Annotated in this window: 13 protein-coding genes; all 13 read left to right on the top strand. The window is 71.3% G+C overall.

The features are described 5' to 3' along the window. The first annotated feature begins 199 nt into the window (after positions 1-199). Genes BJ998_RS37490 through BJ998_RS37550 form a run of 13 tightly spaced genes read left to right on the top strand, consistent with a single transcriptional unit; the run spans position 200 to position 15,544 of the window. A complete protein-coding gene (locus tag BJ998_RS37490) occupies positions 200-1,468 on the top strand; it encodes a hypothetical protein (RefSeq protein WP_184868014.1) in 1,269 nt (422 codons plus the stop codon). Beyond that, positions 1,443-2,405: a phosphotransferase gene (locus tag BJ998_RS37495; RefSeq protein WP_184868015.1), complete on the top strand. Its 963-nt coding sequence runs from the start codon at positions 1,443-1,445 to the stop codon at positions 2,403-2,405. The genes BJ998_RS37490 and BJ998_RS37495 overlap by 26 nt, the downstream gene beginning before the upstream one ends. Continuing rightward, complete coding sequence (locus BJ998_RS37500) at positions 2,389-3,837, top strand: NAD(P)/FAD-dependent oxidoreductase (RefSeq protein ID WP_184868016.1); 1,449 nt, start codon at positions 2,389-2,391, stop codon at positions 3,835-3,837. The genes BJ998_RS37495 and BJ998_RS37500 overlap by 17 nt, the downstream gene beginning before the upstream one ends. Then, positions 3,834-6,008 carry an amino acid adenylation domain-containing protein gene (locus BJ998_RS37505; RefSeq protein WP_184868017.1) on the top strand — a complete coding sequence of 725 codons (2,175 nt, stop codon included), beginning with the start codon at positions 3,834-3,836 and terminating at the stop codon, positions 6,006-6,008. The genes BJ998_RS37500 and BJ998_RS37505 overlap by 4 nt, the downstream gene beginning before the upstream one ends. Continuing rightward, positions 6,005-8,905 (top strand): type I polyketide synthase, encoded by a 2,901-nt coding sequence (locus BJ998_RS37510; RefSeq protein ID WP_184868018.1) that lies wholly within the window; start codon positions 6,005-6,007, stop codon positions 8,903-8,905. Before BJ998_RS37505 ends, BJ998_RS37510 begins: the two co-directional genes overlap by 4 nt. Continuing rightward, entirely contained in the window at positions 8,902-9,756 is an 855-nt protein-coding gene (locus BJ998_RS37515) for a 3-hydroxyacyl-CoA dehydrogenase family protein (protein ID WP_184868019.1), read from the top strand. The genes BJ998_RS37510 and BJ998_RS37515 overlap by 4 nt, the downstream gene beginning before the upstream one ends. Further along, positions 9,749-9,997: a phosphopantetheine-binding protein gene (locus BJ998_RS37520; protein ID WP_184868020.1), complete on the top strand. Its 249-nt coding sequence runs from the start codon at positions 9,749-9,751 to the stop codon at positions 9,995-9,997. Before BJ998_RS37515 ends, BJ998_RS37520 begins: the two co-directional genes overlap by 8 nt. Further along, complete coding sequence (locus BJ998_RS37525) at positions 9,994-11,112, top strand: acyl-CoA dehydrogenase family protein (protein WP_184868021.1); 1,119 nt, start codon at positions 9,994-9,996, stop codon at positions 11,110-11,112. The genes BJ998_RS37520 and BJ998_RS37525 overlap by 4 nt, the downstream gene beginning before the upstream one ends. Further along, complete coding sequence (locus tag BJ998_RS37530; protein WP_184868022.1) at positions 11,109-12,134, top strand: HAD-IIIC family phosphatase; 1,026 nt, start codon at positions 11,109-11,111, stop codon at positions 12,132-12,134. Before BJ998_RS37525 ends, BJ998_RS37530 begins: the two co-directional genes overlap by 4 nt. Beyond that, positions 12,131-12,772 carry a class I SAM-dependent methyltransferase gene (locus BJ998_RS37535; protein WP_184868023.1) on the top strand — a complete coding sequence of 214 codons (642 nt, stop codon included), beginning with the start codon at positions 12,131-12,133 and terminating at the stop codon, positions 12,770-12,772. The genes BJ998_RS37530 and BJ998_RS37535 overlap by 4 nt, the downstream gene beginning before the upstream one ends. Next, entirely contained in the window at positions 12,769-13,719 is a 951-nt protein-coding gene (locus tag BJ998_RS37540; protein ID WP_184868024.1) for an aminotransferase class IV, read from the top strand. Before BJ998_RS37535 ends, BJ998_RS37540 begins: the two co-directional genes overlap by 4 nt. After that, the gene (locus BJ998_RS37545; protein ID WP_184868025.1) at positions 13,716-14,537 is read left to right on the top strand and encodes a DODA-type extradiol aromatic ring-opening family dioxygenase; all 822 of its coding nucleotides are present in this window, start codon (positions 13,716-13,718) and stop codon (positions 14,535-14,537) included. The genes BJ998_RS37540 and BJ998_RS37545 overlap by 4 nt, the downstream gene beginning before the upstream one ends. A 2-nt stretch (positions 14,538-14,539) precedes the next feature. After that, a complete protein-coding gene (locus BJ998_RS37550; RefSeq protein ID WP_184868026.1) occupies positions 14,540-15,544 on the top strand; it encodes an SDR family NAD(P)-dependent oxidoreductase in 1,005 nt (334 codons plus the stop codon).

Here is a 15,544-nt window from a genome sequence, read left to right on the forward strand (position 1 = left end):
GAAGGCTGTTCAGGTCACCGAGGACCGGCTTGTTCGCTGTGTGTTCGAGGGAAGTCGAGCCTTCTCCCTTTTCTTGCTGTGTCAGGGAAGAAGGTAGGTACGGAAAACGAGTTCGGCTCGGGGATGGGGCTGAGTCCTCGTGTCGGTATGAATTCGGACTTGTCGACGGCTCAGCCGGCGACCGCGTGCAGGGGGAGAGATGAGCGGTAGTTCCGCGCTGGCAAGTGCGCAGCCCTTCGGGTTCGGTCCCGCGGCGAAGCTCGTGGCCGTTGTCGACCACCTCGGCGCCGCGCGGGCGAGCTTCTACGGCAACGGCATCGCACTGCGCTACGCCCAGGTCAACGGCGACCACTTCGACGCTGTCGAGGAGTTCGACTTCTCCGACCTCGACGCCGCGATGCACTTGGTCGGCTCGTTCGACTACGCCCTGAGCGTGATGGAACCCCGACTGGTGCTCGCGTGCGTGCGCCGTGGCGTGCCAGTGATGTTCTTCGACAGCCTCTTCGGATTCTGGCGCCTCGACCACGACCTCGCTGACCTCGCGGACGTGGCGCGCACCATCCGAGCCGGCGACGACGCGCAGGCCGCGGCGGCTTTCGCCGGGCTGTCCGTGCACGAGTCGATGGTCGTTTCGCACATGATCGCGACCAGGTCGTACGCCCAGATGTTCCCGGGGGTGGCACGCCGCCGCGATCAGCTCGCCGAGCTGGGATTCGACACCGTCACCGCGACCGGCTCGATGGCCAACCTGGCCGAGATCGAGCACCTGCGCGGCCTGGAGCCGCGCCTGTCCCGCACCCTCGTGCTGAACCTCGGCGGCTTCACCAACGCCTTCCTGGACTACGACCGGCGCGGCGGCTATGTCGACATTCTGATGGCCTGGACGGAGCACGTCGCCCGCACCCGGGACGACTTCGACGAGATCGTCATCTGCACGGGGGCGTTCGGTGACTCCTTCGAACGCCGGATCGGCGACGTGGTGCTCCGGTGCGGTCTCGTCCCGCACGCCGAATTCCTGCGGCTGGTCGCACGCCGGCCGGTGTACCTCACGCCACCCGGGTTGACGTCGTTGCATGAGGCAGTTGTCATTGGCACGCCGGCAATGCTGCTGCCCAGCCAGCACTACGGTCACGAGTTCAACCGTCGCAGCCTCGACGGCACGTCGGTGGCGCGGTGGAGCGCGTCCTTCGACGGCCTCGGCATCCCGGTCGAGCTACCGGACGACGATCTGCAGGGCACCCTCGCACTCGCTGAACTGGCCGACCGCATCCGCGCCGACGAGGCACTGCTCGCGGCGTTCGTCGCGAACATGGATCGCGAGCTGGACGCCTTCGTCTCCCGTACCGACCGGGACAGCGAACAGTGGATCACTGATCTGGGTGCCGTCTTCGCGGGCGAGCCGATCGCTCGCGTGATGGCGACGATCGAGGAGGAGGTCGGCCGTGTCCACGCCAGCAAGCCGCTCTGAGCGGCAGGTCGACGAGCAGGCGGTCCGCCTGCTCTCGGCGGCGTTCGACGGAACGGGGGCGGCCGTGAGTTTCAGGTCATGGACTCCCGTGGGAGCGCGCAAGATCAGGAAGCGTCGGTTCACCATGCTCGTCGCGGACGGCACCCCGGCGCTGGTCTGCAAGACCGCACTCGACATCGACGACGCCAAGGTCGGTGCCGAGGCGACCAAGCTGGACACGCTGGACCTGCCGGCGTCCCTCACCCGCGCCCGTGTGCTGAGCAGGCACGAGGGCGGGTTCGTCATGACGTACGTACCCGCGCTGGATCTGCCGGACGCGTTGGCCGGTCGGTCCCAGGAGTCGTTCGCCACGCTGCTCGGCCGCGCCGTCGAACTGGTTGCCGCCCTCCACCGACACTCCCGTGTGGACGGAGATGTGACCCGCCGGCGTGCCGTCGCCGGACAGTACGTGGCCGAGGAGTTGCTGCACCGACCGGAACTGCGAGCAGCGGTCGACGTTGCCGTCCTGGCCGCGACCCATGGCGACCTCGCGCCTTGGAACGTCCGGCACGATCCGGAGACCGACCGCTTGAGCCTGATCGACTGGGAGGACTACCGGCACTGCGGCATCGCCGGCATCGACATCGTCAACCTGCTCACGACGCTGGGGCTCGTGGTGTTCCCGGAGTACCGTACGCGCGGCCTCGACTGGCTGTACGACCAGATCTTCGGCGGCAGCCACTGGTACTCGCGGCTGGTCCATGACCTGATCGTTCGGTATGCGACCGCGACCGGCCAGGCGCCCGGCGCGGTTCTCGACCTGCTGCCCTTCCACTGCGCGTGGATGACCACACGGATCACCGCCGAGGGCCGCGATCCCAGTCAGCTCTACTACGCCACCTTCCTTCGCCGCTACGTCTCCCAACCGCCGGGGTGGTTCGATGCTTCCGCCGCCTGACACTTATGACGCCGTCGTGGTCGGCGGTGGCCCGTCCGGGATCTTCGCGGCCCATGGCGCGGCGCTCGCGGGCGCGCGCGTCCTGTTGCTCGAAGCCGGGGCGCCGATGGCGGACAGCCTGTGCCCGCGGGTCAAGCTCGACACATCCGGGCGGCTGGTGCGCGCGAGCGAGCGGTTCAGGATGCAGTGCCCTCGCTGCACCTGCCTGACCGGGCTGGGCGGCGCGGCCTTCCACTTCGACACCAACCTGGGCTACTCGCACGCCCTGACCAGGTCCAAGATCGAGGTGGACGAGACCGGAGAGATCCGCCCGTACAGCACCCTCGAGCGTGCCCTGCCGCCGTTCACCCGAGCGCAGGACGCGGTGCGTGAGGTCTTCGACCTGTTGCGGCAGCACGGACTTCCCGCATCGGACGATTCGGGGCCGGCCGCGGATCCGCCCGGCGCGGTGTCGGAGCTGTTCGAGGGAGTCGACCTGAGCACGTCGCAGGAGATCACGGTCGACCGTGCGCTCACGGTGGTCGACTCCGTGATGACCGCGTTCGTCGAGGCGGGCGGCGAGGTGGCGTTCCGGTCCAGGGTCACCTCGATCCGCGCCGGCGACGTCTTCCGGGTCACCGCCGCGACCCCGGCCGGGGAGCGCGAGGTCACGGCGCGGTCGGTGGTCGTCGCGGGCGGCAAACTGGGCATGTCCTGGATCCGGACGGTCGTGGCCGGCCTGGGAGTGGCCCACGAGCCGACCCGCAAGGTCGACATCGGCGTGCGCGTGGAGGGGGCACGGGAACAGTTCGGACCGCTGTCGGCATGGTGTGACAACCCGAAGCTGTCCTTCGTGAACGACCGAGGCGAATCGGTCCGCACGTTCTGCGTGTGTGCGGGTGGCCGCATCATGCAGTACGACTTCGAGGACACCGTGGTGCTGGACGGCCAGCACTGCATGACCAAGCCCACGCGACGGTCGAACTTCGGCGTCGTGACGACCGTTGCCGTACCGCCGGGCACCGACGGCACGGAGCACGCGTTGGACCTGGCGCGTGCCGTCTCCAAGCGGGGCGGCGGGAAGCCGGTCGCGTGTACCGTCGCCGAGCTCCGGCGGGAGCGTGTCGAGGACGTCGCGCTCGACACGAGCCTGATCGACTTCACGCACGCTCCGCTGTCCGAGTGCCTGCCCACCGGTCTGGTCAGCGACGTGCTGGCCATGGTCGACCGGCTCAACACGGCGTTCCCGGATCTGGTCGCCGACTCCGCGGTGGTGGCCGCCCCGGTGGTGGAACGGATTTATCCCCGGCTGGTGCTCAGCGAGCACATGGAATCCAGCGTGCCCGGCTTGTATTTCGTCGGGGACGCCTCCTCGAAGGTCATCGGGGTGACCTACGGTGCGGCGACGGGCCTGGCCGCGGCGCGCCATCTGGCGGGGAGCCGCCGGTCATGAGCATCGGATTCACCCTTCCCGCGCTGGACGCGACCTCCGACCCGCTGCGGATCGTCGCCGCCGCGGCCGGGCTGGTCACCGGCCGCTACGGCATTTCGGGCCGGATCGACCTCGCGCTGGACGACGGGACACGGCAACCGCTGGCCGCGGTGGCCGACCCCGAGGCGCAGCGCCTCGGCGACCTGCTCGCCCCGACCGAGGCGGCACCGGTGAGCCAGGTGCACCTCGACCAGTTCTGTGTGCTCACGCTCTCGGGGGTGCGAGTGGAGATCTCCACTGGCACGGTCGATCTACCGTGCGGCGCGGAGTCGTTCGCGGCGCATCTGCGAGGCGTGATCGAGGCCGCCGTGCGGCATCCGGACCGAGTGTTCGGTGACCACGACATCGTCACGGCCGACGAGCGTCGGCTGTTGCTGGGGGAATGGAACGGGTCGGACGTCACGTACCCGGCGACGACGTTGCACGGGATGTTCGCCGATCAGGCGCGCCGGACACCGGATGCTGTTGCGCTGGTGGACGAAGAGCGGTCGCTGACCTATCGGGAAGTCGATCTGATGTCCAACCGCGTCGCGCGGGGACTGCGCGGTCACGTCCCGGCGGCGGGCGTTGTCATCGCGGTGTCCGGGGCGCGATCGATCGACGTCCTGGTGGCCAAGATCGGCGTGATGAAGGCGGGCGCCGCCTTCCTCTACCTGGATCCGGCGACCCCGGCGACGCGGGTGGCGCAGATCTGTGCGATCGCCCGGCCCGTGGCGGTCGTCCGGTCCCGACAGGCGCCGTTGCCGCCGCTGGACTCGCCGCAGGTACTGCTCGACGACCTGCTCGCGGACGAGTCGGTGCCGACGGAGCCGGTCCCGGAGATCGCGGACGAGTCGACGGCGGCGTACGTCCTGTTCACCTCCGGCTCGACCGGGGAACCGAAGGGCGTGGTCCGTCCGCATCGGATGAACACGACGCGGGTCTTCCTCGAGCAGAAGATGTACGGTCTCGGCCCGGGCGACCGTCACCTGATGAAGTCGGTTCCGTTCTTTCGGGAGTTCTTCTGGGGACTGGCGACCGGCGGCGCCATCGTGGTCGCCCGTCCCGGCGGTGAGCGCGACGACCGCTACCTGGTCGAGCTGATCCGGCGGATGGGCATCACGGTCTGCTCGTTCGTGCCGTCGATGCTGCGGGTTCTGCTGGCGCACGACGACTTCCGGACCCCGTACCTGCCGGTCCGACACGTGTTCACCGCGGGCGAGGCGTTCGACCGCGACCTGGAGGACCGGCTGCGCGATCGCGGCTTCCCGGTGCATGTCACGTACACGTTGGCCGAGGCCGACTACGTCACGCATCGGGGCGCGGCACTACCGCCGGGACCGGGGACGACCGCCGGCCGGCCGCTGGACATGCGCGTCTACCTGTGCGATCCGCGAGGTCGGCTGGTGCCGCCGGGCGTCACGGGGGAGGTCTACACCGGTGGGCCCGGACTCGCCGACGGATACGTCAACAGACCGGAGCTGACGGCCGAGCGGTTCCTGGCCAACCCGTTCGAGCCGGATCGGGTCCCGACGGTCTTCCGGACCGGCGACCTCGGCCGGCACACCGCCGACGGGCAGTTCGAGTTCGTCGGCCGGGCCGACTCCCAGGTCAAGATCCGTGGCCAGCGGGTGGAGCCGACCGAGGTCGAGCATGTGCTGCGCCGGCATCCGGCCGTCGAGAACGCCGTGGTGGCCGCACTGCCCGACCCCGACCAGGGCAACGTGCTGGTGGCCTACCTCCAACCGGCGGTGGGAGACGTGGACACCCGCGAGGTCCGCGCGTTCGCGCATGAGCAGCTGCCCGGGCACATGGTGCCGACCTATCTGGTCGCGGTCGCCGAGCTGCCCATGCTGGTCAGCGGCAAGATCGACCGGGCAGCGCTCCGGACCGTCGTCGGGACCCGCGCGCCCGAGCTGGGGCCGCCGCTGCCGCCTCGGGGCGACCGGGAACGTCGCGTGGCGCGGGTGTGGGCCACTGTGCTCGGGATGCGCGAAGTCGGTGTCGAGGACTCGTTCACCGACCTCGGCGGCGACTCGCTCAAGGCGATGCTGCTGCGGAGCGCACTGGAGACGGAGCTGGGGACGCCGGTGGACTTCGCTTCCGTGCTGTCGGCGCCGACCGTGCGTGACTTCGTCGAGGCGACCTCGTGAGCGCCGCGTTCGACCAGCCGATCGCCGTCGTGGGCGCCGCGCTGCGGCTGCCCGGGGCGCGGAATCTCGGCGAGTACTGGGATCTGCTCACCGGAGCGCGGGACACTGTCACCCGCCGCACGGATGCCGTCCCGGACCCGGCGGCCAGCTCCCTCGGCGTGCCGCCCGACGCCCGGTTCGTCGGCGCCTACGGCGGGATCGACGACCCCATGGCATTCGACCCGGCGCGGTTCGGCATGTCCGCGGCCGAGGCCCTGCAGACCGATCCGCAGCAGCGGGTTCTGCTGGAACTCGTCGACGAGGCGCTCCACGTGGCGTCGGTGCCGGCGGCGGCCCATGCCCGCACCGGTGTGTTCGCCGGCGCCGGTCTCAACTCGTACGCCGACTCGGTCCGCACGGCCCTGCGTGGCGCGATCGGCGTGGACGACTTCGCCGTGGAGCTGGGCACCGCGCGTGACTACCTCGCCGGCAAGATCGCCTACCGGCTCAACCTGCGTGGGCCCGTGGTGAACGTGCTGGCCGCCTGCTCGACCGGCCTGGTCGCGGTGCACCTCGCCAGCCGGGCGCTGCTCGACGACGAAGTGGACGTGGCGGTTGCCGGAGTTTCGGCCATCAGGTACCCGCTGTGGACCGGCTACTGGGCGGTCCCCGGCAGCATCGCGTCGGCGGACGGCGTGTGCCGGCCGTTCGACGTGAGGGCCACGGGCACCGTTCCCGCCGACGGCGCCGGCGCCGTTGTGCTCAAGCGGCTCGCGGACGCGGTGAGCGACGGCGACGACGTGCTTGCGGTCGTTCGTGGTTCGGCGGTGGGCAACGACGGCCGCAAACCGGGCTTCGGACACGTCCGGGCCGACGCGCAGGAGGACGTCATCCGCGCTGCCCTTCGTGCGGCGGGCGTCGAGCCCGGTGATGTGTCCTATGTGGAGGCGCACGGCACGGGCACCCGCCTCGGCGACGCGGTGGAGTGGTCCACCCTGCACAGGGTGTTCGGCGCGAACGCCGGTTCGGTGGCAGTGGGGACCAGCAAGGGCAGCCTCGGGCACACCAGGGAGGCCGCCGGCATGGCCGGCCTGCTCAAGGCCATCCTGTGCTTGAGCAACGGTGTCGTGCCGCCGTCGGCGAACTTCGGGGCACTGCCGCACGATCTTCGCCTGGAGTCCGCGCTGCTGCCGGTCACCGACCCGATCGCGGTGGAGCGCGGGCTCGGCGGCGTCAGTGCGTTCGGCCTGGGCGGCACGAACTGTCACGTGGTGCTGGAACGCGCGCCTCGGCCGGCGGCACGGCCGGCCGCCCGGCGTTCGGTCGCCCTGGTGTCCAGCCACAGCGTCGCCGGGCTGGATGAGGAGACCAGGCTGCTGCGCGACGCCGGTGCAGCACAGGACGATCTGGCCGCCGGCTCCCAGGTTCGGGCACACCACCACCAGTTCCGGCGGTTCGTGGAACTGAGCGCGGACCTCGGCCCGAAGGCGTTGGCCCGCCGCACCCGCAAGGCGCCGCGCCGTGCGACGGCGGCTGCGTTCGCGTTCCCCGGCGTCGGTAGTGACCACATCGGCATGGTTGCCGATCTGGCGGCGGCGTCCGAGCTGTTTCGCGCGAGCCTGCGGGACACCGCGGAACTGGCCCGTGCGGTCGGCGTCCCTGGTCTGTTCGCCGAGCTGCCGGCGGAGTCGCCTGTGGACAGTCCCCCGACGCGCGCTGGCGCCTTGGTGAACCTGAGGATGGTGCTCGGACGGGGCGCGCCGCCGCAGAGTTGCGGATTCACCTCCTTGCCGGTGCGGCATCTGAGTTTGTTCGCGGTGCAGCTGGCGTTCGTGGACCTGTTGGCATCGGCCGGCGTGCGCCCGGCGGCCGTGGTCGGGCACTCGCTGGGCGAGTGGACGGCCGCGACCGTGGTGGGAGCGATCAGTCGGGCCGACGCGGTGCGGATGGTCGCTCGTCGCGCCGAACTCATCCAGAGCGCGCCGCAGGGCATGACCGTGTCCGTCGCCGCCGGTGCCGAGGAGATCCGGCCTCTGCTGGACGACGGACTGGAGATCGCCGCCGAGAACAGTCCGGTCGCATGCGTGGTGTCCGGCATCGACGCGACCGCGTTCGAGGAACGGCTCCGAGCACGGGGTGTGGTGCACCGTCGGCTGGACGACCGGTTCGCCTTCCACAACCGGCTGCTCGCCGAGGCCGCCGACACCCTGGCCGGCCTTGTCGAGGAGGTCGAGTTCACCGAGCCGGCGATCCCGATGGCCTCGGCCGTCACGGGGGAGTGGGTGAAGCAGTTCGACGCCGCGTACTGGCGGGCACAGCTGATCGGCACGGTGCGGTTCAAGGACGCGCTGGCCACCCTCGCCCGTGATCACGGCCTGCTGGTCGAGATCGGCCCCGGCAACGTCCGTCCCTGGGCGACGCACGCGGCGCCGGATCTTGACACTGTTCGAACGGCGAAGTCCTCCTTCGAGGGAGCACGCGACCGGGACGTGTATGAACAGGCGCTCGCTGAGCTGTGGCTGCACGGCCATGAGCCGGTCTGGCCCGTGCCGGCGGCCGACCGACCGCACCGGGCGCCGCGGGCCCTGCCGCCCGTGTTGACGCGGCGCGGCTTCGATCCCGGCCGCGAGCACGAGGCCGTCCCCGCGGCGCCGGCGGCCGAGTTCCCGCTCCGAGCGGCATCGGAGTTGTCGCAGCGGTTGGCCGAGCTGTGGTGCGCGTTGCTCGGTCTGGACCACGTCGACGAGGACGACCACTTCTTCGATCTCGGCGGCGATTCGCTGCTGGGCCGGCACCTGATCGCGCTGGTCCGGCAGCACACCGGCCGTGAGGTCCCGGGCGAGGTGGTGTTCGCGTCCGGCACGGTGCGCGGCATGGCCGATTCGATCCAACGCCACCTGTCGGAGGGAACGCGATGACGGAACGGATCGCGGTCATCGGCGCCGGGGTGATCGGCACCAGCGTCGCACACGCCCTGCTGCGCGCCGGTCGTCCCGTCACGCTGATAGACCGTCCCGGCCACGACTGGTCGACCGTACGCACGGCGATCCGGCACCACGAGCGGCTGGCCCGCTTCGCCGACCGGGGGTCGAAGCCGGCCGATCTGGACCGCCTCGCGCTGTCCACCGATCTCGCGGACGCGGCCGGCGCCGGGTTCGTGATCGAGAACGTCACCGAGGACCTCGAGGTCAAGACCGAGGTGTACCACCGGCTGCGCGAACTCGGCACCTCCGCGCACATCGCGGCCAACACCTCGGCGATTCCCATCGACACGCTCGCGGCAGCCGCCCCCGACCCGGCCAGGGTCGTCGGTGCGCACTTCATGAACCCGGTGTCCGCCACGGCGATGGTGGAGGTGGTGCGGGGTCCGCGCACCTCGCCGCGGACCTTGGACGCGATGCGATCGCTGCTGGACGACCTGGGCAAGCAGGCCGTGGTGGTCAACGACGCGCCGGGCTTCGTGATCAACCGGGTGCTGATGGCCATGGTGAACCAGGCGGCGGTGCTGGTCGAACAGGGCGTCGCCGAGCCGCACGCGGTCGACGCGCTGTTCAAGGGCTGTCTCGGTCACGCGATGGGGCCGCTGCGCACCGCGGACCTGATCGGCCTGGACACCATCGTCAAGACGCTGGACGTGCTCGGCGACGCGTTCCCCGACCCGGTGTTCACGCCGGCGGGCAGCCTCGTCGAGATGGTGGCGTCGGGGCGGCTGGGGATGAAGTCCGGGCAAGGCTTCTACGACTACCGCACGGGGGCGACGGATGATTGAGGCGACGGACGTACGGGCGACCGTGGCGGCGTTCGTGACCAGGCTGGCGGGCCGGCCGGTGGACGACGACGAGCCGATCGTCTCGTCCCGGCTGCTGGAGTCCATCGCCGTGGTCCAGCTGGTGGAGTTCCTCGAGCGGACCCTGGCCATCACCGTCGACGACGACGACCTGGAGATCGGCAACTTCGACTCGGTGTCCGCGATCGTCGCGCTCGCCCGGGCCAAACGGGCGGTGCGATGAGCCCGGTCGATGAGCTCCTCGCTTGCGGCGAGCTGCGGGCGCAGCTGGCCAAGGCCGAGGACGTCGGGGTGATCCCGGACGAGGTCTACCGGAAATGCGGCCGGCACGGGCTGTTCGGGCTCGCCGTGCCCGCGAAGTACGGCGGCACGACCCGCCCGCTGTCCGAGCGCGTCCGCGTGCATGAGGCCGTGGCGCGGCTGTCCGCCAGCCTGCACAGCGTCCTGGTGGTCCATGAGATGGTCGTGCACGCGATCGCGCGGTTCGGCCGGCCGGAGGTGCAGACCCGGTGGCTGCCGGCCCTGGCGACCGGCGACGCGCCGGCGGCGTTCGCGCTCACCGAACCCACGGGCGGAAGCACGTTCGACGCCCTGGGCACGACGGCCACCCCCGCCGCCGGCGGCTTCGTGCTCACCGGGTCCAAGCGCTGGGCCAGTTCCGGTCTGCGGGCACGTGTTGTGCTGGTCGTCGCCGCGACGCCGGGCGGACCGGTGGCATTGCTGGTCGACGGCGACAGCACGGGGCTGACCAGGCGACCGGCGGAGCCGCTCGCGGCGTTCCGCGCCACGTCCATGGCCGACCTGCGGTTCCACGAGTGTGTGGTGGCCAAGGGAAACCAGTTGAGCGCGACCGGATTCGGTCTGCATCGGGTGGCGACCGGATGCCTCACCCTGGGCCGGATCCTCGTCGCGGCGGGCGCTTGCGGGATCGCGGCCGCGGCCCTGGAGACGGCCGTCGATCACGTGCGGACCCGGAAGCCCGCTGCGAAAGCGTTGGCCGATCACGAGATCGTCCGGGCGGCGATCGCGAAGGAGCACGTCGACGTCCGCGCCGGCGTTGCCCTCACCTCGGCCGCCGCGGCCGCCTTCGACGCCGACGAGCCGGATGTGGTGCGAGAGGCGATGATCGCCAAGCTCGGCGCCACCGCGGCCGCGCGTGGGGCGACGAGCACCGCGCTGCGCCTGTACGGAGCCAGTGGCATGACGCAGGCGGCGCCGGTGCGCCGGTACGCGGCGGAGGCACAGGTCTACGACCTGATCGAGGGCGGGACCGACGTCCTGCTGTCGGCGCTGGGCGGCGACCTCGTGCGCGCAGAAGTGAGTTGGGGGTGGCGATGACGACGCTGAAGTGCGTGATCTGGGACCTGGACGACACTCTCTGGCGAGGCACGCTGGCCGAGGGCGACGACGTGGTGCCGGACGCCGCCGCCATCGACCTCGTCGACCGCTTGGAGCGGGCCGGCGTCGTGCAGTCCGTCGCCAGCCGCAACGACCACGACCAGGCCGAACGCCGGCTCGCCGAGATCGGCCTCGCCGACCGGTTCGTCTACCCGGAGATCTCCTGGTCGGCGAAGTCGGCCGCCGTGCGGCGCATCGTGTCGGCGTTGAACATCGGCTCGGACACCGTGGTGTTCCTCGACGACTCGGAGTTCGAGCGCGCGGAGGTCAGCGTCGGCAACCCGGGCGTGCGGTGCCACACCCTGGCCGAGTTCCTCGAACTCGACGGCGCGCACGGCCTGGTGCCCAGCGGCGTGACACCCGACGCGGCCCGCCGGCCGGCCATGTACCGCGACGAGCAGCGCCGCCGGGCGGCCGAGGCCGAGTTCCACGGTCCGCCGGGCGAGTTCCTGGCATCGCTGGAAATGACGCTCACCGTTCGCGCCGCCGACCGGGCGGACCTGGACCGCGCGGCCGAGCTGACCGAGCGCACCAACCAGCTGAACACGACCGGCACGACGTACTCGGTCGAGGAACTGGCCGCGCTCGGCGCCCGAACCGACCGCGAGGTGCTGATCGCCGAGCTGACCGACCGGTTCGGCGACTACGGCCGCGTCGGCCTGGCCGTGCTGCGGCGAGAACCGGGCGTGTGGACCGTCGACCTCCTGCTGGTGTCCTGCCGGGTGATGGGCCGCAACATCGGCAGCGCGCTGTTCGGTGTGATCGCGCAGCGGGCGAGCCACCAGGGGGTCGCGCTCCGCGTGCGGTACGTGCCCAACGGCCGCAACCGCCAGATGCGGATCGTCTGTTCGATGCTCGGTTTCCAGCCGGTTCCCGGCGACGGCCCGGACGTGATCCTCGAACACCAAGCACCCGGTTCGGTGACCGTTCCGGACTATCTCAAGCTGGGAGAAGCCTCGTGAGCCACGCCTTCATCGACCGCTGGGTCGACCGATTCGACACCGTCTACGACGAGACCGCGCTCGGCCGGATTCCCTGGTTCACCGCGTCCCCGGGCATCAAGGTCATCGAGGCGGTGATCACCGGCCTGATCAAGCGCGGCGACCGGGTGGTCGACCTCGGCTGCGGCCCCGGCTGCGACGCGGTGTTCCTGGCCTCGGCCGGAGTCGACACGGTTGCCTTCGACCGGGACGAGACGGCGCTGCGCAAGGCGCGGCAGCTGGCCGACTGGGCCGGCGTGACCGTGGAGCTGGTGCAGGGCGACATCCTGGCCACCGGCCTGCCGGCCGAGTCGTTCGACGTCGTGAACGACTCCTTCGTCTTCCACAACGTGCGCGCCGAGGCCCGCGCCGCCTACGCCGGCGAGGCCGCGCGCATCCTCAAACCGGGCGGGACGCTGCTGGTCAGCGCGTTCTCGGACCGGATGGTGGACGGCACCGGCCCGCTGCGGATCTCCGCGGCCGAGCTGTTCGACACGTTCCGGCCGGCGGTGTGGGAGTGCCTGTCCCTGGAGAACTACCGCAACCTGCCGACCGAGGCCCGGCCCGGCCAGTTCCACTGGTTCGGGGTGTTCCGCAAGCGAGAGGAACCGACCGCATGACTCACGCACCTGGCGGTGACCACCTGTGGCGGTCGGGCCGGATCGTGCCCTCGGCCGAGGCCACCGTGCACGTCCGCTCCGTCGGCCACGCGTCCGTGTCCGCGGTGTTCGAGGGCGTGAACGCCTACCGGGACGACAGCGGCGGGCTGAACGTGTTCCGGCTGGAGGAGCACCTGACGCGACTGGCGGACTCGGTGCGGCTGTCGCACCTGACGATGTCGTACACAGTGGACGAACTCTGTGCGGCGACGGTCGAGCTGCTGCGCCGCAACGAGGTCCGCGACGACGTGCACATCCGGCCGTGGGCGTTCGTCGAGGGCAATCCGATCGAGCAGATGGTGCCGGCCGGCGCCGGCTGCGAAGTGGTGATCGACTGTTGGCCGTTCCGCAGCCGGCTGGCCGAACCGGTCAGCCGCATCGCCGCCGTCACGTCGTGGCGGCGGGTGGCGTCCGAGTCCATGCCGCCCCGGATCAAGGCGTTCGCGAACTACCACAACGGGCGGCTCGGCAACATCGACGCGCAGAGCCGGGGCGCGGACTGGCCGATCTTCCTGGACGACCGGGGCCGGGTCACCGAGAGCTCCGGCGCGACGATCGGCCTCGTCCGCGACGGTGTGTTCCACACTCCCGGCCTGGACTGCGGAATCCTGGAGGGCGTCACCAGGGACACCGTGCTCCGGCTGCTGCGCGACGAGCTGGACGTGCCGGTGCGGGAACACGACCTGACCCGTGCCGACCTGCACCTCGCCGACGAGGTGATGTTCATCGGCACCTCGGCGGAGGTCCTGCCGATCACCGTGCTGGACGGCACGCGGGCGGCCGACGGCGTGATCGGGCCGGTCACCACCGCGTTGCGTGAGGAGTACGCCGCGGTGCTGCGGGGCCGCCGGCCCCGGTACAAGCACTGGCTCACGCCGGTCTGGGTGGCGGAACCGGCCGGCCGATGACCTCTCGCGTCGTGGCCGGGGCGGGCGTGCCGCACGTCCCGGTCTTCCCCCAACTCGTGCGCGACGGCGACCAGGACGTCGCCGGCCGTTACGGGGCGGTCGAGGCGGTGCTGGCCGCCGCCGAACCGGACCTGCTGGTCGTCGTCGCCAACGATCACCTCAACGCCTATTTCCTCGACCGGCTGCCGACGTTCGCGATCTCGCTGGGCGAGGCGGCGTCGGGGCCGCTGGACGCCGTGCCGTCGGTGGCCGCCCATGACGTGCCGGTCGACGCGGGCAGCGCGGCGGCGCTGGCCGCCCGGCTGGTCGACGCCGGATTCGACCTGACGTTGTGTCGGGACGCGGTGCTCGACCACAGCGTCGTCGTGCCGCTGCACTTCCTCAACGGCCGCCACCTGCCGGTGGTGGTGCTGCATGTCAACGGTCTCGTCGCGCCGCTGCCCTCCGCCCGGCGCTGTCACGAGCTGGGCTGCGCGCTGCGCCAAGCGGTGTCGACGTTGCCAGGGGACCGCCGGATCGCCGTGGTGGCCAGTGGCAGCTTCTCCCAGGACGTCGGTGGGTCGCGGGTGGATCCGGGCCGGTCGTGGTCGGTGCCTCGGCCGGACTGGGCGGAGCAGGTCGCCGCCATGCTGACCGTCGGCGATGTCGACCAGCTGGTCCGCCGCGCCACCCCGCAGATGCTGGCCGAGGCCGGGTCGGTGGCCGGCGAGCTGCTGAGCTGGATCACGGTCGCGGGCGCGGTGGGACGCGATCTGGCGCCACGGGTGGACTACCGGGCGGGCGAGGCGTTCGCGTTCGTCGCGTGGACGAAGGAGTAGCCGTGTCCGTTGCCGAAGTGGAGAAGTTCTGTCATCGGCTGAACGCCGACCCGGACCTGCTCGCACTGGCCCGGTCCGACCTGGACGGAGCGCTGTCGCGGTTCGGCCTGACCGAGCGCGAGCGGCAAGCCGTGCGGACCGGCGACGTCGGGCTTCTGCTTGCGGACGGGGTGCACCCGGTGCTGCTGGTGCGGTTGCACGTCCATGGCATCGCCGGGCTGACCGAGGCCGAGTACTCCCGCCGCGTGCGTGCCGTCCGGGACGTCACAGTCGACCGCCGTGATGAGCCGGCACGTCCGTACTGCCTGGTGACCGGTGCGACCGGAGGACTCGGCAGGGAGCTGGCAGCCGCCTTCTGCCGGGCCGGCTACCACCCGGTTCTCACCGCCCGGGACACAGACGCCCTCGACGCCCTCGTCGCCGACCTGCGGCCGCTGGGGCCTGCCACCGCCATCCCCGCCGACATCACCGATCCGGTGAGCGTGGTGGAGCTCGGCGAGCGCGTCCGTGCGGTGACCGACGAGTTGGCCGCCGCGGTGGCCAACGCCGGCATCGCCCTCGACCAGAGTTTCCTGCAGCCACGGGAACCGCTGGCGCGGTGGCGGGAAATGGTCCTGCTCAACGTGTTCGGCACGGCTGCGACCGCCAGGTTGGCGTTGCCGATGCTGGTGCCGGCCCGGGGCCGGCTCGTGCTGGTCGGCTCCGTCGTCGGCCGCACGGTGGTGCCGGGTGACCTGTACTCGGTGACCAAGAACGCCGTGACGGCGCTGGCAGCGGCCGTGCGCGCCGAGGCCGAGCCCGTGGGCGTCGGCGTCAGCGTGGTGCAGCCCGGCCTCATGGACACCGCGATGGTCAGTCCGGACCGCAGATCGCGGCCGATGCTCGCACCGCGCGAGGTCGCCAGGCAGATCGTCCGTCTCGTGGTCGAACGAGGCATTCAGGCGGACGAGGTGGTGCTGCGGCCGGTCGCCGGCCGCGACGTGGTCACCGAATCGATCGGAGGGTAG

This window comes from Kutzneria kofuensis (assembly GCF_014203355.1).
In the GTDB taxonomy this organism is placed as follows: domain Bacteria; phylum Actinomycetota; class Actinomycetes; order Mycobacteriales; family Pseudonocardiaceae; genus Kutzneria; species Kutzneria kofuensis.

What these genes read in the sequence shown, in the direction of transcription:
- BJ998_RS37525 (WP_184868021.1), top strand. Translation starts at nt 9,994, where the DNA reads ATGAGCCCGGTCGATGAGCTCCTCGCTTGCGGCGAGCTGCGGGCGCAG.
- BJ998_RS37490 (WP_184868014.1), top strand. Translation starts at nt 200, where the DNA reads ATGAGCGGTAGTTCCGCGCTGGCAAGTGCGCAGCCCTTCGGGTTCGGT.
- BJ998_RS37530 (WP_184868022.1), top strand. Translation starts at nt 11,109, where the DNA reads ATGACGACGCTGAAGTGCGTGATCTGGGACCTGGACGACACTCTCTGG.
- BJ998_RS37505 (WP_184868017.1), top strand. Translation starts at nt 3,834, where the DNA reads ATGAGCATCGGATTCACCCTTCCCGCGCTGGACGCGACCTCCGACCCG.
- BJ998_RS37540 (WP_184868024.1), top strand. Translation starts at nt 12,769, where the DNA reads ATGACTCACGCACCTGGCGGTGACCACCTGTGGCGGTCGGGCCGGATC.
- BJ998_RS37520 (WP_184868020.1), top strand. Translation starts at nt 9,749, where the DNA reads ATGATTGAGGCGACGGACGTACGGGCGACCGTGGCGGCGTTCGTGACC.
- BJ998_RS37500 (WP_184868016.1), top strand. Translation starts at nt 2,389, where the DNA reads ATGCTTCCGCCGCCTGACACTTATGACGCCGTCGTGGTCGGCGGTGGC.
- BJ998_RS37545 (WP_184868025.1), top strand. Translation starts at nt 13,716, where the DNA reads ATGACCTCTCGCGTCGTGGCCGGGGCGGGCGTGCCGCACGTCCCGGTC.
- BJ998_RS37515 (WP_184868019.1), top strand. Translation starts at nt 8,902, where the DNA reads ATGACGGAACGGATCGCGGTCATCGGCGCCGGGGTGATCGGCACCAGC.